General features: G+C 71.1%; 17 protein-coding genes. 6 read left to right on the top strand and 11 right to left on the bottom strand.

Going from position 1 to position 17,348, the window contains the following annotated elements:
* The first annotated feature begins 95 nt into the window (after positions 1-95).
* Positions 96-1,568 carry a DHA2 family efflux MFS transporter permease subunit gene (locus tag EBO15_RS13335; protein WP_233616161.1) on the top strand — a complete coding sequence of 491 codons (1,473 nt, stop codon included), beginning with the start codon at positions 96-98 and terminating at the stop codon, positions 1,566-1,568.
* Between the two features lie 172 nt (positions 1,569-1,740).
* Here the strand turns inward: EBO15_RS13335 and EBO15_RS13330 are convergent, their stop codons facing one another.
* The 3 genes from EBO15_RS13330 to EBO15_RS13320 all read right to left on the bottom strand — a co-directional run bounded on the left by EBO15_RS13330 (position 1,741) and on the right by EBO15_RS13320 (position 4,709).
* Positions 1,741-2,508, bottom strand: coding sequence for a dienelactone hydrolase family protein (locus EBO15_RS13330; protein ID WP_122194677.1), 768 nt, complete (start codon positions 2,506-2,508; stop codon positions 1,741-1,743).
* Positions 2,509-2,605: 97 nt separating this feature from the next.
* The gene (locus tag EBO15_RS13325; RefSeq protein WP_122194676.1) at positions 2,606-4,159 is read right to left on the bottom strand and encodes an acyl-CoA synthetase; all 1,554 of its coding nucleotides are present in this window, start codon (positions 4,157-4,159) and stop codon (positions 2,606-2,608) included.
* Positions 4,160-4,478: 319 nt separating this feature from the next.
* Complete coding sequence (locus tag EBO15_RS13320; protein WP_122194709.1) at positions 4,479-4,709, bottom strand: DUF397 domain-containing protein; 231 nt, start codon at positions 4,707-4,709, stop codon at positions 4,479-4,481.
* Between the two features lie 227 nt (positions 4,710-4,936).
* Between EBO15_RS13320 and EBO15_RS13315 the strand changes: the two genes are divergently transcribed.
* Positions 4,937-5,545: an ATP-binding protein gene (locus EBO15_RS13315; RefSeq protein WP_122194708.1), complete on the top strand. Its 609-nt coding sequence runs from the start codon at positions 4,937-4,939 to the stop codon at positions 5,543-5,545.
* 191 nt (positions 5,546-5,736) lie between these two features.
* On the opposite strand, the gene EBO15_RS13310 is transcribed toward EBO15_RS13315, so the two are convergent.
* Complete coding sequence (locus EBO15_RS13310; RefSeq protein ID WP_122194675.1) at positions 5,737-7,155, bottom strand: alpha,alpha-trehalose-phosphate synthase (UDP-forming); 1,419 nt, start codon at positions 7,153-7,155, stop codon at positions 5,737-5,739.
* A gap of 288 nt (positions 7,156-7,443) precedes the next feature.
* Positions 7,444-7,908: a DoxX family protein gene (locus tag EBO15_RS13305; protein ID WP_233616160.1), complete on the bottom strand. Its 465-nt coding sequence runs from the start codon at positions 7,906-7,908 to the stop codon at positions 7,444-7,446.
* A 133-nt stretch (positions 7,909-8,041) separates the two neighbouring features.
* On the opposite strand from EBO15_RS13305, the gene EBO15_RS13300 reads away from it, so the two are divergent.
* On the top strand, positions 8,042-8,590 hold the full coding sequence (locus EBO15_RS13300; RefSeq protein ID WP_122194673.1) for a MarR family winged helix-turn-helix transcriptional regulator: 549 nt from the start codon (positions 8,042-8,044) through the stop codon (positions 8,588-8,590).
* A gap of 97 nt (positions 8,591-8,687) precedes the next feature.
* Here EBO15_RS13300 and EBO15_RS13295 read toward each other — a convergent pair whose 3' ends face one another.
* The 4 genes from EBO15_RS13295 to EBO15_RS13280 form a co-directional block, all read right to left on the bottom strand.
* On the bottom strand, positions 8,688-9,206 hold the full coding sequence (locus EBO15_RS13295) for a YbaK/EbsC family protein (RefSeq protein WP_122194672.1): 519 nt from the start codon (positions 9,204-9,206) through the stop codon (positions 8,688-8,690).
* A 141-nt stretch (positions 9,207-9,347) separates the two neighbouring features.
* Positions 9,348-9,998, bottom strand: a complete 651-nt coding sequence (locus EBO15_RS13290) for a response regulator (RefSeq protein WP_122194671.1) — start codon at positions 9,996-9,998, stop codon at positions 9,348-9,350.
* Positions 9,989-11,125 carry a sensor histidine kinase gene (locus tag EBO15_RS13285; RefSeq protein WP_122194670.1) on the bottom strand — a complete coding sequence of 379 codons (1,137 nt, stop codon included), beginning with the start codon at positions 11,123-11,125 and terminating at the stop codon, positions 9,989-9,991. The genes EBO15_RS13290 and EBO15_RS13285 overlap by 10 nt, the downstream gene beginning before the upstream one ends.
* 47 nt (positions 11,126-11,172) lie before the next feature.
* On the bottom strand, positions 11,173-11,970 hold the full coding sequence (locus tag EBO15_RS13280; protein WP_233616159.1) for a DedA family protein: 798 nt from the start codon (positions 11,968-11,970) through the stop codon (positions 11,173-11,175).
* Positions 11,971-12,316: 346 nt separating this feature from the next.
* Here EBO15_RS13280 and EBO15_RS45240 point away from each other — a divergent pair, with 346 nt between their 5' ends.
* The gene (locus tag EBO15_RS45240) at positions 12,317-12,820 is read left to right on the top strand and encodes a hypothetical protein (RefSeq protein WP_199744513.1); all 504 of its coding nucleotides are present in this window, start codon (positions 12,317-12,319) and stop codon (positions 12,818-12,820) included.
* A 58-nt stretch (positions 12,821-12,878) separates the two neighbouring features.
* On the opposite strand, the gene EBO15_RS13270 is transcribed toward EBO15_RS45240, so the two are convergent.
* Entirely contained in the window at positions 12,879-15,089 is a 2,211-nt protein-coding gene (locus EBO15_RS13270) for a molybdopterin-dependent oxidoreductase (protein WP_122194669.1), read from the bottom strand.
* A gap of 18 nt (positions 15,090-15,107) precedes the next feature.
* Positions 15,108-15,551 (bottom strand): MarR family winged helix-turn-helix transcriptional regulator, encoded by a 444-nt coding sequence (locus tag EBO15_RS13265; protein WP_199744512.1) that lies wholly within the window; start codon positions 15,549-15,551, stop codon positions 15,108-15,110.
* A 67-nt stretch (positions 15,552-15,618) separates the two neighbouring features.
* On the opposite strand from EBO15_RS13265, the gene EBO15_RS13260 reads away from it, so the two are divergent.
* Both EBO15_RS13260 and EBO15_RS13255 read left to right on the top strand, forming a co-directional pair.
* On the top strand, positions 15,619-16,659 hold the full coding sequence (locus tag EBO15_RS13260; protein ID WP_122194667.1) for a hypothetical protein: 1,041 nt from the start codon (positions 15,619-15,621) through the stop codon (positions 16,657-16,659).
* Between the two features lie 166 nt (positions 16,660-16,825).
* Positions 16,826-17,080, top strand: coding sequence for a hypothetical protein (locus EBO15_RS13255; protein ID WP_122194666.1), 255 nt, complete (start codon positions 16,826-16,828; stop codon positions 17,078-17,080).
* The last annotated feature ends 268 nt before the right edge of the window (positions 17,081-17,348 follow it).

Below are 17,348 nucleotides of genomic sequence, written 5' to 3'. Positions count from 1 at the left end.
ACGATTGGATGATTCTCTTGACCGCTCCCGCGTCTCCCCAGACGACGGACGGCCCTCCTGAGGCGGGCGCCTCGAGCGGAGGTCTCGATCGAGGCGTGCTCGCGGTGGCCATGGTCGTCGTGCTGGGCGCGATCATGTCCATCCTGGACGTGACCGTCGTCAACGTCGCACTTCGTCATCTCTCCGAGGACTTCAAGACCGACCTGGCGACGATCCAGTGGGTGGCGACCGGCTACACGCTGGCGCTCGCCACGGTCATCCCGGTCACCGGCTGGGCCGCGTCGCGGTTCGGCACCAAGCGGCTCTACATCATCTCGATCGTCCTGTTCGTCGCGGGTTCCGCGCTCGCGGGCACCGCGTGGGACGCGCCGTCCCTGATCGCGTTCCGCGTGCTCCAGGGGCTCGGCGGCGGCATGATCATGCCCGCCGGCATGACGATCCTGACCCAGGCCGCCGGCCCGCAGCGGGTCGGCCAGGTCATGAGCATCGTCGGCATCCCGATGCTGCTCGGCCCGATCCTCGGCCCGATCCTCGGCGGCTACCTGGTCGACGACGTGTCCTGGCGCTGGATCTTCTACATCAACGTGCCGATCGGCGCCGTGGCCGTGTACCTCGCGGCCCGCATCCTGAAGAAGGACCAGCCGGGCAAGGGCGAGAAGCTCGACATCCTCGGCCTGGTCCTGCTGTCGCCGGGTCTCGCGGCGCTGATCTACGGTCTCGCGACCGGCGCGGAGAAGAACGACTTCACCCGTCCGGACGTGCTGGCCACCACGGTCGGCGGCGCCATCCTGGTCCTGCTGTTCGGCGCCCACGCGCTGAGCAAGCGGAACGCCGCCCCGCTGATCGACCTGCGCCTGTTCAAGCGCCGCTCGGTGGCGGCCGCGGCCGGCACGATGGTGCTGTTCGCCTGCGCGTTCTTCGGCGCGATGCTGATCCTGCCGCTGTACTACCAGTCGATCCGCGGCCAGAACGCGCTGCACGCCGGCCTGCTGCTGGCCCCGCAGGGCTTCGGTGCGATGATCACCATGCCGATCGGCGGCAAGCTGACCGACAAGCTCGGCCCGGGCAAGGTCGTCCTGGTCGGCCTGACCACCGTGATCGTGGGTGTGGCGGCGTTCGCCAGCCAGATCAGCGTCGACTCCTCGTTCTGGGGGCTCGGCGGCGCGCTGTTCCTGATGGGCATGGGCATGGGCATGACGATGATGCCGACCATGTCCGCCGCGATGCAGACGCTGCAGCACGCGGAGGTCCCGCGGGCGAGCACCGCGCTGAACATCATCCAGCAGGTCGCCGGCTCGATCGGCACCGCGTTCATCGCGGTCCTGCTCGCCACCCAGCTGAAGGACCGCGGTCTCCCCTCGGGTGGCGACCAGGCCCAGCAGGCCGCGGCGATGGCGAAGCTCCCCAAGGAGGTCCTGGCGCAGGTCCCGCACAAGATGGCGGACGCCTTCCAGACCACCTACTGGTGGTCGGCGGCGCTCCTGGTCCTCGCCTTCGTGCCGGCGCTGTTCCTGCCGCGCCGCAAGCCCGACAGCACGACCGCTGAGGCTCCGATGCCGATGCACTGACGGGTCTCCCGTCACTCGGACGCCCCGGCGCCCGGCCCCTCGAAGGCCGGACGCCGGGGCGTCCCGCATTCCCACCCCATCCCCTCGCGCACCGCACGAACACCCCGGGCGCACGCCCCGAGCGTCGCAACCGGCAAACCACCTCAAGCGCCGGCGCGCGGCAGGAGAGGGATCAGGCCAACTCGGCGGCGAAGAAGTCCCGGACACGCGCCCACGAGTCTTCGGCGGCGTCCTTGTCGTACGTCTCACGGCCGGGGAAGAAGAACGCGTGCCTGGCGCCGGGGTAGACGACCGACTCGTGCTCGGCGCCGGCCTCCGTGAGCACCTCGTCGATGCGCCGCCGCTGGCCGGCGTCGATGATGTGGTCGAGCTCCGCCCAGAACAGCAGCATCCGGCTCCCGCCGCCGTCGGAGACCTCCTGTGCGACGAGTTCCAGCAGTGGTTCGGGACGGCTCAACGCGGTTCCGGCGACCGGCAGCCACCCCGGGTAGTAGATCGCGGCTGCCGTCAGACCCAGCCGTCCGGCCGCGAAGAAGGCGAGGTGCCCGCCCAGGCTGAAGCCCAGCGCACCGGCCTTGGACCCACCGCCGGCCTCCGTCCGCGCGTGCGACAGCGCGGCGGTGAAGTCGGCCGTGACGTCCTTCCGCGTGAGCCGCCCGATCATCTCGAAGCCGCGCTGCCGGTTCGCGTCGTTCTCCTCCATCCCGGACGCGCCCTCGGTGCCGAAGCGGTGGTAGACGTCAGGAGCGATCGCGACGTAGCCGAGCTCCGCGACCTTGCGGACGATGTCGCGCACCGCTCCGGTCAGCCCCCACAACTCGGAGCCGACGAGCACGACCGGACGCGTCTCCGCGTCGTCCGGACGAGCCAGGTAGGCCGTCATCCGGCCGGACCCGCCGACCTCGATCTCCACGTGTCGTGCAGTGATCTCATAGGACATGAGGTGATCGTGTACGCGCCTCCGAGCCCACCGCACACTCTTTAGCCCCGAGCGATCCGCCACGCATCGGCCGGACCTCCGCGCGATCGCCACCGCGTCAGGAGGCTCCGGGCGGGCCGTGCCCCTTCCAGTACTCGTCCCTCAGCAGGCGCTTGAAGAGTTTCCCGGTGGGATGACGAGGCAGTTCGGCGCGGAAGTCGATCGAGCGCGGGCACTTGTAATGGGCCAGGCGGTCACGGCAGTGGGCGATGAGCTCGTCCTCCAGCCCGGGCCCGGCGCGGTCCGGGTCCGCGGGCTGGACGACCGCCTTGACGGCCTCGCCCATCTCCTCGTCCGGGACGCCGATGACGGCGACGTCCGCCACCTCCGGGTGGACGGCGAGGACGTTCTCCGCCTCCTGCGGGTAGATGTTCACCCCGCCGCTGATGATCATGTACGAGCGGCGGTCGGTGAGGTACAGGAACCCGTCCTCGTCGACATGGCCGACGTCGCCCAGGGTCGTCCAGCCGTGGCCGTGCGGGTCGCGGGAGGCGGCGGTCTTGTCCGGGTCGCCGTGGTACTCGAACGACGCGCCGCCGCCGAAGTAGAGCGTGCCGTCCTGACCAGGGGGAAGTTCGTTGCCGTCCTCGTCGCACACGTGCACCTGCCCGAGCAGGGGACGGCCGACGGTGCCCTTGTGGGCGAGCCAGTCCGACGGACTGGCGTAGACGAAGCAGTTGCCCTCCGTCCCGGCGTAGTACTCGTGCAGGATCGGGCCCCACCAGTCGAGCATCCGTTCCTTGACGGGGATCGGGCAGGGCGCCGCGGCGTGGACGGCGTGCCTCAGCGACGACAGGTCGTACCGCGCCCGGACCGCGTCGGGCAGTCTCAGCATCCGGATGAACATCGTCGGCACCCACTGGCTGTGCGTGACGCCGTACCGCTCGATCGCCGCGAGGGCAGCCTCGGGATCGAACTTCTCCATCACCACGACGGTCGAACCACAGCGATGGAAGTTCAGGCTGTAGCGCAGTGGTGCCGCGTGGTACAGCGGCGCCGGCGACAGGTACACCGAGTCGCCGTCCGGCTGGAACAGCAGGTTGATCAGCCGGAACAGCCCGGAGGGCGTCCCGGCCGGTGCGAGCGTGAGCGGCGTCCTGACGCCCTTGGGACGTCCCGTGGTACCGGACGAGTAGAGCATGTCCGCGCCCTCGACCTCGTCCGGCAGCGGAGTCGGCGCCTGCTCGGCGACGCGTTCCTCATAGGAGTCGTAGCCGGGGGCGGTGCCGTCCAGCATCAGTCTCAGCGTGACGTTCGGGATCCGCTCGGGCGGGACGGCGGCGACGCGGTCGGCGAGGGCGGCGCTGGTGATGAACGCCTTCGCCTCGCAGTTGCCGACGATGTAGGCGAGTTCGTCGGGCTGGAGCCGGGAGCCGACGGCGGTGTAGTAGAGGCCGGAACGCTGCGCCGCCCACGCGACCGCGAGGAACAGCGGATGGTTCTCCAGCATGAAGGCGATGTGGTCGCCGGGGCGCAGCCCTGCGGCGGCCAGCAGCCGGGCCAGGCGGTTGGACTCCTCGTCCAGCTCCCGGAAGGTGAGGACCCGGCCGGAACCCGCCATGATCACGGCGGGCTTGTCGGGCGTCTGCGCGGCGATCTGCCCCAGGTGCATGGGATCGCACGCTACCCGCCCCGAACCCCGGATGGAATGAGATTCGGTAGGCCGCCCGCGCGGCGGCCGGGAGCGGGTTCTCGGGTCCTCGTGCGGCCGGATGCGGTCCGCCGGACGGCGGCCGCCAGTTTCGGATCGTCGAATCGGACCTGTTTCGGGCTACCGGAAGGGGCCCATTCTCGCCGCCGAGTAGGGCCGGTTCCGGCAGGCCAGAACCAGACCCGGTTCGGACGGCTGGTTCGCCCCGGTTCCACTGCCGGGTCGAGCCGGTGACGTCGGGCCGCTTCCCGTTCGTGCGGGTCGGAACGCGGCCCGGCGCTCAGACCAGCATGTGGTCGAAATCCCCGTCCTTGGCCCCGCCGACGAACGCCTCTACCTCCGCGCGTGTGTACACGAGGATCGAGCCTTCGGGATCACGGGAGTTGCGGATCGCGATGTCCCCCGTCGGCAGTTCCGCCAGTTCCACGCAGTTGCCGTTCGGATTGCTACGGCGGCTCTTCTGCCACACGAGCCGTTCGCGCATGACGGTCGGCACTGACTCGCCGTCCATCGTGAGCCCCCCCTTGCTGGCGTCGTGGCCCGTCCGGACGACGGGCCTCACTGTCCCCACCCCCGGCACCGGACCGGCCCCGAGGTCGATGATACGAAATGCACGTGCATCTGGTCGTGCGTATGGCCTTGCATTCGTGCTTGCATACGGTCTTGCATCTGCACGACGTGAGGAGCAAGATAGCGAACGCTCGCACCCGTTCCGTCCGCACGCCCCTGGGGTTGCCAATGTTCGTTGACCAGGCCGACGACCTCGCGGCTTCCGTCGAGCGGGGCCGGCGGCCCCTGGAGCTCCCGTACGCCTCCCCCGATCCCGCCACGGCCGACGGCGCCGCGGCGGGCGACACGACCCCGTTGCTGTCGAGTCATAGCGATCCGACCATTTCGTCCGGTTTCGCCGGGCTCTGGCCGACGCCGCACGAGGGCAGTCCGCGCACGGCCCGCAAGGTCCTGTCGGCCGACGCCACGGCGCCCCGTACGGCCCGTGCGTTCGCGCGCGAGACGCTCGCCGCGTGGGGACTGCCCGGCGACGGCTCCGACGTCCTGACGGCCGTCTCGGAGCTCGTCACCAACGCCCTGCGCCACGGAATTGAGACGCCCGTAAATCAGATTCAGTCACGTCCGATACAGCTGGTGCTGCTCGGTCACCCGCGCCGGCTGGTCGTCACGGTGACGGACCCGAGCGGCAGCAGGCCCACTCTGGCCCGCACTGAGGACTTCTTCAGCGAGGACGGCCGCGGACTGCTCGTCGTCGCTGGTCTGAGCGACGCGTGGGGCTGGGCGCCGCTCAGCACCGGAGGCAAGGCCGTCTGGGCCGCTTTCAACCTCGCGTCCTGACTCTCCGGGCCTCGTCAGCAGGCCTGAGAAAGCCCGCGACGGGCGTGTCGTCTTTCCACTCGGACGGCACGCCCGTCGTGCTTTGCACAGGGACTCTGCGTACCGGTTTCGTGCCGGTTCCGTGCCGGTCTCGTTCCGTGCGCGAAGACCCCGCCCCCCTTAGGCGAGGGGCGGGGTCGGAGTGAATTCGGTCAGACGGCTTCGCGGGCTATGGCGGTGGGAGGAGTCGGCTCCTCCAGCGCGGCGATGAAGTCGTGGGCCCAGCGGTCCACGTCGTGCTCCAGGACGCGGCGGCGCATCGCGCGCATGCGGCGGCCCTGTTCGGCCGGATGGTCGCGCAGGGCGTCCAGGAGGGACTTCTTCAGGCCGTCGATGTCGTACGGGTTTACCTGGTAGGCGCGCTTGAGCTCGGCGGCGGCGCCCGCGAACTCGCTGAGGACGAGGGCGCCGCGCAGGTCCTCACGGCAGGCGACGTACTCCTTGGCGACCAGGTTCATGCCGTCCCGCAGCGGGGTGACGACCATGACGTCCGCCGCGAGGTAGAGGGCCGCGAGCTCGGCACGGTCGAACGACGAGTGCAGGTAGTGGATGACCGGCGTGCCGAGCTCGCCGTGCTCGCCGTTGATGTGCCCGACCTGCTGCTCGATCTGGTCGCGGAGCAGCTGGTACTGCTCGACGCGTTCGCGGCTCGGCGTGGCGATCTGGATGAACGTGGCCTCGCCGGGACGCAGCTCGCCGTCGCGGAACAGCTCGCCGAAGGCCTCCAGGCGCTGGGTGATGCCCTTGGTGTAGTCGAGCCGGTCGACGCCGAGCAGCACGCGGGCGTCGCGGAGGTCCTCGCGGATCTCGGCGGCGCGGCGGCGGACGGACGGCTCGTGGATGAGGCGGCCCAGTTCCCCGGCGTCCACCGAGATGGGGAAGGCGCGGGCGCGGACGGTGCGGCCGTCCCAGAAGACGTCCTGCTTGGCGGTGCGGGTGTCGAGCAGGCGGCGGCAGAGCCGGACGAAGTTCTGCGCCGCGCCGGGAAGCTGGAAGCCGACCAGGTCGGCGCCGAGCAGTCCCTCGAGGATCTGGCGGCGCCACGGCAGCTGCCAGAACAGTTCCAGCGGCGGGAACGGGATGTGCAGGAAGAAGCCGATGCGCAGGTCCGGGCGGAGGTTGCGGAGCAGGGCGGGCACGAGCTGGAGCTGGTAGTCCTGGATCCAGACCATCGCGCCCTTGCCCGCGACCTCGGCGGTCACCTCGGCGAAGCGTTCGTTGACGCGGACGTAGGCGTCCCACATGGCCCGGTCGTAGACGGGCGGGGCGACGACGTCGTGGTAGAGCGGCCACAGGGTGGCGTTGGAGAAGCCCTCGTAGTAGAGCTCGACGTCCTCGGAGGACTGGTGGACGGGGACGAGTGACATGCCGTCCTCGCGGAACGGCTCGAGCCGCTCGTCGGGTGCGCCGGACCAGCCGATCCAGGTGCCGTGCCGGCGGCGCATCAGCGGCGCGATGGCGCTGACCAGCCCACCGGGGCTGCGCCGCCAGGACGGCGAGCCGTCCGCGCCGACGACCCGGTCCACGGGCAGGCGGTTGGCCACCACGACGAACTCTCTTGCGCGCGACACCCCAGGACCCGCCCTTCCGGTGATCCGAATGATCACCTGTGCTCTACCCGCCCGGGAGCCGGTCACGCGGGCACATGATCACAAGAGCGCATCATACGGGTCATTACCTGGCCATTCTTCGCACGACACGACAGGTGGCGCAGAAGTCGCTCAAAGCCGCGGGCATGAGAGGGGCCCGGACCCGACCCCCGCCGGTCGGATCCGGGCCCCTTCGCCGGTCGGCGCCGTCCCCGGGCGCCCGCACTCACACGGGGACGGCGTTCCGGTCGAGTTCCGGCCCTGAAAGGGTCAGACCTCAACGGCCCGGCGTTCGCCGTGGACTGCCTCCCTCCTCAGGCCGCCGCCGAGCAGCGCGTCCAGGGACAGGCGCCCCGGACCGGCGAAGGCCACGAGCAGGGACAGGACGCCGAGCACGAGCACGTACTCGTAGCCGCCCTTCTCGGAGAAGAAGCCGTGGTCGGCGTGCGCGTACCAGAGCGCGCCCGCCATGTCGGCGAACAGCAGCACGCCGACGAGGGGGACCAGGACGCCGACGACGAGCGCGACGCCGCCGGCGAGCTCGACCCACGTCGCGTAGAACGCGGCCAGGCTCGGCAGCGGGATGCCCATGCCGTCGAACATCTTGGTGACGTTGCCGTGGCCGTACTTGTGGAACTTCTGCCAGCCGTGCGCGATGAACACCGCGCCGAGCACGAGGCGGCCGAGCAGCAGCCCTGCGTCGGACAGCGCGGGGAATCTGCGGGACAGGTACACGGGAGCTCCTTCGCGGGGATCGCCCGGACGGGAGTGTCCGGGCGGGTCGTGATGGCGGGGAACGTGATCGTTCAAACCTGTACTAACACTCCCGCGGGGATGATTCAAATCTGAACCGAATAGAATCGGGTTCATGTTCCACCCCGACCGCACCGACCAGCCGGGCCCGTCCGGCGACGCGGACCCCGGCTCCGCCTCCGACGCCCCCTCCGGGTCCAGCGGCGGCGGCGCTCCGCTCGCGGCCGCCGAGCTGCGCGCCTGGAAGAGCTTCCTCGCCGCGTCGCACCTGCTGGAACAGGAGATCGAGCGGCAGCTCAAGGCGGACGGCGAGCTCTCCCACGCCGACTTCGAGATCCTCGTGACGCTGCGCGAGGCGGACGAGCGGCGGCTGCGCATGACCGACCTCGCCCGCCGCGCGATGATCTCCAAGAGCCGCCTGACCTACCAGATCACGCAGCTCGAGCAGCGCGGGCTGGTGCGCCGGACGCCCTGCCCCACCGACCGCCGCGCGGTCTGGGCGCAGCTCACCGCCGAGGGCGAGGAGCGACTGGCCAGGGTGCGCCCGGGGCACCGGAGCGTCGTCCGGCGGCACATGATCGGGGTCCTGTCCGCCGAGGAGCTCGACGTCCTCGGGACGGCGCTCACCCGCGTCGCCGACAACCTCCGCGACACCGGCCGTTAGGCGCCGCGGGAACGTTCCCTTCTGGGACGATTCCGACTGGAAGGCTTCCTGTCGGTTTCTCTTGGTTCCTGTCGTTTCCCTTGGTCCCCGGTGGTTCCTACTGGGCCAGCGGGAGGACCTCGGCGCCCGGCAGCGCGGCCAGGGACTTGCCCGGGAGCAGGAGCTTCGAGCCGCGCACTCCCCCGCCGATCACGACCTCCCCGGCCTCGGCGACGGCGGCGTCCACGAGGATCGGCCAGTCCGCGGGCAGCCCGACCGGGGTGATGCCGCCGTACTCCATGCCGGTCAGCGACGTCGCCTCGGCCATCGGCGCGAAGGACGCCTTGCGGGCGCCGAGGTGCTTGCGGACGACGCCGTTCACGTCCGCCCGGTCGGTGGCGAGGACCATGCACGCCGCGTAGGTCACCTCGCCGCCCCGCTTGGCCGCGACGACCACGCAGTTCGCGCTGGCCTCCATCGCGACGCCGTACCGCTCGCAGAAGGCGGCGGTGTCGGCCAGCTCGGGGTCGATCTCGGCGACCTTCGCCCCCTGGACGTCCGCGATGGCCGCGGCGACGGGGGCGGCCAGCAGGTCGGGGCGCTCCGTCGCGGTGATCCAGTCGAGCTTGTCCGTCATGCCGTTCTCCTCCGTCGGTCGCGCCGGGAATCCGTGATCGTCAGCCTGCCAGGTCTCGGGCGTGCCCGGGCCGCGCCCGGGCTCGTCGGGCTCGCCGAACCGTGGAGGTGGCGGACGTGTCCGGGCCATGGCGGGGGCTCGTCAGGCTCCGAGGTGGCGCAGGACGGCGAGGACACGGCGGCTGTACCCGGACGACTCCCCCAGGCCGAGCTTGCCGAAGATCGCATTGGCGTGCTTCTCGACGGCGCTCTGCGAGACGTACAGGCGCTCGGCGATCGTCGCGTTCGTCAGGCCCTCGGCCATGGCCGCCAGGACGTCCCGCTCGCGCGGGGTGAGGGTGGCGAGGGGGTCGGCGCGTTCGCGGTCGGCGCCCGCGAGCAGCCGCCGCACGACCTCCGGATCGAAGGCCGCGCCTCCCGCGCGCACGCGGTCCAGGGCGTCGAGGAACTCGTCCACCTGCGCCACGCGATCCTTCAGCAGGTAGCCGACGCCGCTCGCGCTGGACGTGAGCAGTTCGGTCGCGAACCTGCGCTCCACATACTGCGACAGGACGAGAACGCCGATCTCGGGCCGCGTCCTGCGGAGTTCGAGCGCGGCGCGCAGTCCCTCGTCGGTGTGGGTGGGGGGCATGCGGACGTCCACGACGACCACGTCCGGCGGGTCGTCGGCGACGGCCGCGAGCAGCGCCTCGGCGTCGCCGACCGCGGCGACGACCTCGTGGCCCTCCTCCGCGAGCAGGCGGACGAGGCCCTCGCGGAGGAGCGCGGAGTCCTCGGCCAGCATCACCCGCATGGCAGCTCCGCGGTGATCTCGGTGGGGCCGCCGGGCGGGCTGACCACGGTGAACGTCCCGTCGAGTGCCGCCGCGCGGCGGGCCAGGCCGTGCAGGCCGCCGCCGGACGGCTCGGCGCCGCCCGTCCCGTCGTCGATGATCCTCACGACGAGGATTCTGCCGTCCCCGGCGACCCGGACCGTCACGCGGGAGGCCCCGGCGTGCTTCGCCGCGTTCGTCACGGCCTCGCAGACCACGAAGTACGCGGCCGTCTCGACCTCGCGCGGCGGACGGCCCGGCGCGTCCAGGGCCACCTCGACGTCCACCGGGAACGGGGCGCGCTCGGCGACCGCCTCCAGCGCCGCGGCGAGGCCCTCGGAGTCGAGCGCGGACGGGAAGACCCGCCAGGACGTCTCGCGCAGGTCCTCCAGCGCGCGGCGCGACTCGTCGTGGGCCTGGAGCAGCAGGTCGCGGGCGCGGTCCGGGTCGCCGGCGCGGCGAGCGCGTCCGATCAGCAGGCCGAGCGCGACGAGCCGCTGCTGGACGCCGTCGTGCAGGTCGCGTTCGATCCTGCGGCGCTCGTCGTCCACGGCGGCGACGACCTCGGCGCGGCTCGCCGCCAGCTCCGCGACGCGCCGCCGGTACGCCTCCAGGCGGTCGGGGCCGAGGAAGCGGGCCGCGAGCCGCCGTTCCGCGGCCACGACCCCGGCGAGGCCCTGCCCGGCCAGGAACGCCAGGACGGCCCCGGCCAGCGCGAAGTACACGATGATCACGGGCGAGGGCGGGATGCGGTCGAGGTTCCGCCCGGTGATCCACCATCCGACGGCCACACGGACGGCCGTCACGGCGCCCGCCGCGCACAACCCCAGGATCACGCCTCCGAGCAGGCCGATCGGCACGCGGGCGAGGAGGTGGGCCGCCGCGCGGCGGCGGTTCCGGTCTCGGTCCCGGTCTTGGTCAGCGGGTGGGATGTCCGCGTCGAGGAAGGTCAGGAGCCTGCGCCGCTCCACCTTCGCCATCGCGCGGGCGGGACCGGCGTGGAGGAGGAAGGGCGCCAGGGGGACGGTGAGGACGGCGGTCGCCGTCCCGAGCGTCAGGCCCGCGACGGTTCGGCCCAGCGTCCGTCCGGTGTCTCGCCAGCCTGTCATTCCTCGGGCCTTCTGGTGCGTCGTCGGTGGGAGGGGATGGGGGTTCCTCAGGTTCGGCGGGACGGTGGGAGATCGTGTTGGGGCGAGGTCCGACCGTATCCGGCGTCCCTGCGGTGTTGCCCATGGTGAGGGTGACGGCCGTGGGGCGGGAGGGGGAGGTCGGGGCGGGTGACGGTGGCGTCGAGGTCGGTCGTGCGGGCGCGGCGGTTCCGGATGATCCGGACGGCCAGGAACGCCACGGCGGCGAGCACGACCACCACCAGGACGGCCTTGCTGTAGACGCCGACGTACTCCTGGACCACGTGCCAGTTGTCGCCGAGCCAGTACCCGGCCATGACGAACAGGGTGTTCCAGAGCGCGCTGCCGAGCGTGGTCAGGAGGAGGAAGGGCGCGAGCGGCATCTGCTCCACCCCGGCGGGGACGGAGATGAGGCTGCGGAAGATCGGGATCATCCGGCCGAAGAACACCGCCTTCGTGCCGTGCCGGACGAACCACGCCTCGGTGCGGTCGAGGTCCTCCACCTTGACCAGGGGCAGCCAGGACGCGATGGCCCGGACCCGGTCGCGGCCGATCGCGCCGCCGATGCCGTAGAGCGCCAGGGCGCCGACGACCGACCCGATCGTCGTCCAGACCAGCGCCGCGACGAGGTTCATGTCGCCGCGCGCGGCGGTGAACCCGGCCAGCGGAAGGATCACCTCGCTGGGCAGCGGCGGGAAGAGGTTCTCCAGGGCGATCGCGATGCCCGCGCCGGGGGCGCCGAGGCGTTCCATCAGGTCGGTGGCCCAGCCGGTGATCCCGCCGTCGCCCGCGGCGGCCACGGCCCATCCCGTCGTCGTTTCCATCATGATCGCCACGCTAGGAACAACGGTTCCGGCGCACCATGAGGTCCACCGCCCACTCCCCTCCGGTTGTCCGGAGGGCGGGACCTGCGGAGAACCCCACCTTCCGCGTGGAACGGGCCGCGGGCGGGAGGTCACGGGGCGTGCGCGAAGCGTGGTGTCCCGATTGATGGATGATGGATTTTTGGACCCGGTTTGAACCAGTTTCGGACATCACCGTTTCATGATCGGAATTCTCTCGGACGGGAGATCGACTTTTCCGATAAGACTCTTTCCGATAGCGTTCGCTCGGCTTTGTGAAGTGAATTCATGATCCGACTTCCCCGCAGCACGATCATGAAAGGATTCCGCGATGGTCTTGGCCGTGATCGTGATCGCCGGCCTGCTGGCACTGCTGGCCGCGGTGCGGCGCGCGGCGCCCCGTCCGCGCCCCGCCGTCGCGGCCGGTCAGACCGACGAGACGACCTCGGGCGGACATCCGGAGTCCCTGACCGCCGAGCTGGAGCCGGCCGCGGAGGAGTACCTCGCCTGGCTCGCCGACCACCACTGGCCGGCCGACGACTACCTCGACCTGGAACAGCAGTGGCGGCACGAGCTCGGACTGCTCGACCTCACCGAGGTCCCGCACTGCCCGAGCTGCCGGCTGCGCCGGGAGGACGTGTGGCCGTGCCCGCGCTGCGGACGGCTGCTGCACTCGTCCTGCGGCCACGGCATGCGCCGCCGCCAGGTCAACCAGCCGTACCGCGCCCTCGGACTGGGCAGCGAACCCGAGGCGGTGGTGGCCGAGTGGATCTGCACGGGGTGCGCCTCGGTCGTCGGTCTCGACGTCGAGAACGACTCGGACCCGCTTTCCTGAGCGATCAATACATGAAGGTAAAGAGTTAACCAAGAAGGCCGGTTTCGGCTTCTGACGATCAGCAATTCCCTGTGTCCGTAACCGGGCGTCCCGATCGTGACCCGATGTCCTCCGTGTTCGATTCCCGCATCACGGGCCCCACCTTCACCGGGATGCCGTTCAGGCGGGCCATCCCGGCGAGCCTCTCCAGGTCGTCCGGCTCCGGTGAGGCGAGGACGTTGACGTTCACGCCGCCGTTCGCGTTCGCGACGCGCCATCCGCCGCCCTCGTGCCCCCACCCGTGCGGGACGGCCACGACACCGGGCGTGATCTCGTCCGTAATCGTGACCGGGAGGCGGATCGTCCCGTGCGCGGACGTGATCTCACAGAGCGCCCCGTCTTCGAGGCCGTGGCGCGCGGCGTCCCGCGGGTTCAGCCGCGCGGTCTGCCTACGCGCGCGCATGAGGGACGGCGCGTTGTGCATCCATGAGTTGTGCGAGCGCGGTTCGCGGAGGCCGATCAGGCGAAGTGGCAGGTCGGCGGGTGCTCGGGGAGCCTCCTGGAGGCGCCTGATCTCGGCGGCGATCTCGTCCGGGGCCAGCTGGACGCGCCGGTCGGGGTGGGTGATGCGGCGGCGCAGACGTCCGGTCGGCTGATGGTCGGCGAGGACGATCCCGTGCGGGTTCTTCCGGAGTTTCCGGAGGCTGAGCCCGCCCGGCCGCAGGCCGAAGCGGTCACCGCGCGGGCCCGACCGCAGCAGCGCGTCCACCATCAGGCGAGGGGACGGACGCAGGCCCAGGCGGTGTGCGAGCCGCTGCGGACCGAACGCTCCGACGCCGATGCCCATCCGTGTGGCAAGTTCATCGATCACCTCCCACTCCTGGCGGGCCTCGCCGCGGGGCGGGACGACGGCCTCGGTCCAGGTGACGTAGGGCGTCAGGTGGTTCTGCAGGAAGGGCAGCGGGAAGTCCTCGCGTTCGAGGAAGGTGGTCGCGGGCAGCACGTAGTCCGCCTTGCGCCCGGTCTCACCGACGTACAGGTCGATGCAGACCAGGAGGTCGAGCTCGTCGAGGGCGGCGTCGAGCGCGGTCGCGCCCGGAACGGACAGCACGGGGTTGCCCGCCGAGACGATCAGCGCGCGCATCCGTCCCGGGCCGGGCGTGGTGATCTCGTCGGCCATGATCCCGGCGGGGAAGGTGCCGAGGACGTCCGGGAAGCCGCCGATCCGGGAGTGCGTCCGCCCGTACGTGCCGAGGCCGGAAAGTTTGACGATCTCGTCCACCGGCAGCGGCGACTCGCCGAAGACCGCGCCGCCCGGACGGTCGAGGTTGCCGGTCACGGCGTTGACCGCGTCGATGAGGAAGGCCACGAGCGTGGCGTGCGTGCCGAGGCACGTTCCGGTCCGTCCATAGACGACGGCGTGGGGGGCGGAGGCGAGATCGTGGGCCAGCCCTCTCGCCGCGTCCGGCGCGACACCGCTGTGCGGGGCCGTCCGCTCGGGCGGGAAGTCGCGGACGAGACCGCGGAGCGTCGCCAGTCCCCGCGCCTGCCGGACGCAGCTGTCGATATCGGCGAGGCCGTCGTGGAAGAGCACGTTGAGCAGGGAGAGCAGCAGCCAGGCGTCGCCGTCCGGAGCGATCGGCAGGTGCTCGAAGGCCCGCGCGGTCTCAGTGCGGCGCGGATCGCCGACGACGACGCGTCCGCCCCGTTCGACGATCCCCTTCAGGCTCTCCCGGATGCGCGGCGCGCTGACCAGGCTCCCGTGCGAGACGAGGGGGTTCGCGCCGAGCATCAGCAGGAAATCGGTCCGCTCGATATCGGGCAGCGGAACGAGGTGCGGCGAGCCATAGAGCAGGGCACTCGCGGCGAACCGGCTGTTCGTGTCCTGCGAACCGGCCGAGTACAGATGCGGCGAGCCGAGCGCGCGCATGAAGCCGTTCAGCCACAACGGGTGCGTGTAGGAGAACGTGGCCGGGTTGCCGAAATACCAGCCGATCGAGTCGCCGCCGTGCTCGCGGCGCAGGGCGTTCAGCCTCCAGGCGATGTCCCCGAGGGCGTCGTCCCAGGTCACGGGCTCGAAGGTGCCGTCCGCCCTGCGCCGGAGCGGCCGGACGACCCGGTCCGGATCGTTCTGCACCTCGGTCATCGCGATGCCCTTCGGGCACGCGAACCCGCGCGACAGCGGATGCGCCCGGTCGGCGCGGATCGCGGCCACCACGCCGTCCTCGACGGTCGCCGTCAGCCCGCAGAGCGGCTCACAGATCCGGCAGTACGTGACGGCTTCGCCCATGCACCGATTCTGCCCCCGTCACTCCTCGGCGGCGTTGTAGCGGATCAGATATCCGGCGAACCTGGCCAGATCGTCGTCCGACCAGTCCCGGAGGCGTTCGGTGATCGCCCCGTGGCGGCGGCGGACGGCCTCGTCCAGCAGTTCGCGTCCCGCCTCGGTCGGCGCGAGGCGCTGCCCGCGCGCGTGCGCGGAGCCGGCGTGCCGCTCGACCAGCCCGAGGCGCTCGAGCGCCGCGATCTGCCGGCTGACCGTGGACTTGTCGAGCAGGAAGTAGTCGGCGAGGTCGACCGCGCGGCATCCGCCGGTCTCGTCCAGGTGGCTGAGCAGGCTGTAGGAGACCAGGGACAGGTCCGGATGGGCGCGTCCCGCGATCGCCCGCGCGCGGCGGGCCAGCGCGGTCAGCTCCCAGCGGATCTTCTCCAGGGCCTCGTCGCGGGTGTGCTCGTCATCACGTTCCGTCACCGCATCCATGGTTGTATAGTACAACTATACGCAGTTGTATTTTACAACTCACCTGGATGGGAGGACCATGACGAGCTCCGGCGACACGCGAGCCACCCTGCGCCACCTCTTCGGCCACCTGATCGTCCCGCTGCTGATGTGCGTCGGGATGGGCCTGGCCTACCTCGGCGCGTTCCACCAGCCGGAGCCGCACGACCTCCGGGTCGCGATCGTCGGCAGCGGCCCGCGGACCCAGGTCCTCGCGCAGACGCTCAAGGACAAGGCCGCCGACGCCCTCGACGTCCGGACCGTCCCGACCCGCGACACCGCCGTCTCCCAGCTCCAGGACCAGAAGATCTTCGGCGCGTACGCGCCGGGCGCCTCCCCGGAGTTGCTGGTCGCCTCGGCGGGCTCCGACACCACCGCGACCGTCGTCCAGAAGGTGTTCACCGACGTCGCGTCCGCACAGCACGCGCCGCTCAAGGTCACCGACGTCGCGCCACCGGCCAAGGGCGACCCGACCGCACAGGGCCTGTTCTTCCTGCTCGTCGCGCTGAGCATCGGCTCGTACACCTCGGTCGCCGCGATCGGCGGCGCGGGCGCTCCCCTCCCCATGCGGCTGCGCGCCCTGATCGCCGTCGGGACGGGCCTGGTCGTCAGCGCCATCGGCACCCTGCTCGCCGGACCGGTCTTCCACCTCGTCGACCACGACCTGCCCGCGCTGTTCGGGATGGCCGCCGTCTACACCACCGGCATCCTGCTGATCGGCGTCGGCCTGCACACCTTCCTCAAGCGCTTCACGATGCTGGCGATGATGGTCCTGTTCGTGATGCTGAACTTCACCACCGCCGGCGGCGTCTTCCGCCCCGAACTCCAGAACGGCTTCTTCGCCTCACTCCACTCCTTCTGGACGGGCGCGGGCTTCGTCGAGGGCGTCCGCAGCCTCGTCTACTTCGACGGGCACGCGCTCGGCGGGCACCTGCTCACGCTCGGCCTCTGGCTGCTCGCGGGCGTCGTCCTCATCTGCCTCGCCGCATACCACGAGTCCCGCGCCCGACGTCCGCGGCCCGCTCCCGCCCTCGCCCGCGAGGACCTCGAACAGGAACTCGAAGAGGCCGTCCCCGCGTGACCCCCGTTTCGGCCCCCGGCTCCGGCCGGGGGCCGAGGCATGGTCCAACTCCGGTGAAACTTCGCAAGATCCCTCCCACACACGCGGCATGTCGCCCCGACGTCCGATAGATGCCTCTAGTAGCGTTCAACTGTTTTGCTCCTTACGCACGGAAGGACGGCAGGGGTTGATCGCAGCTCTGGTCCTTGCCATGCTCGCCGGCCTTTTCGCCACTCTGTGCCTGCCGCGCCTCCTCCGCGCCATGCCCACGCGCACCCCCGAGCCCCCTCCCCCGTACCCGGAGTCCATGACCGCCGAGCTCCCGCCCGGCGACGAGGAGTACCTCGCCTGGCTCGCCAACGACCTCTGGCCCGAGGACGAGTACCTCGAGGACGACCCCAACCGAAAGGGCGAATCCGACGGCGGCCCCGTCCCCGCCTGACCGACCCGTTTTCGTTGCGGACGCACCCTCAGTAGGGACATGGCGGTAACGGCACCCTGCGTTCGGACAACCGCCACCAGGACTCACACGTCGCACCTGTCAGGGCGCTACTCACACCGCGCCCGCGCAGGACGGGAGCGCCGGTGGCACAGATCGGGCGAGCACTGGAACACGCCGACCACGTGAACGCGTCGGCGAACACGATCCACGCTCAGCCCGTCCGCCGCTTTCGCGATCCGAGCTTGGATCCCTCCTCCTCGGACGTCCT

Origin of the sequence: Actinomadura harenae, from assembly GCF_003696215.1 — a bacterium.
GTDB lineage: Bacteria > Actinomycetota > Actinomycetes > Streptosporangiales > Streptosporangiaceae > Spirillospora > Spirillospora harenae.
The sequence above is the reverse complement of the archived record's forward strand: the minus strand, read 5'-3'. Positions and strand labels throughout refer to the sequence as shown.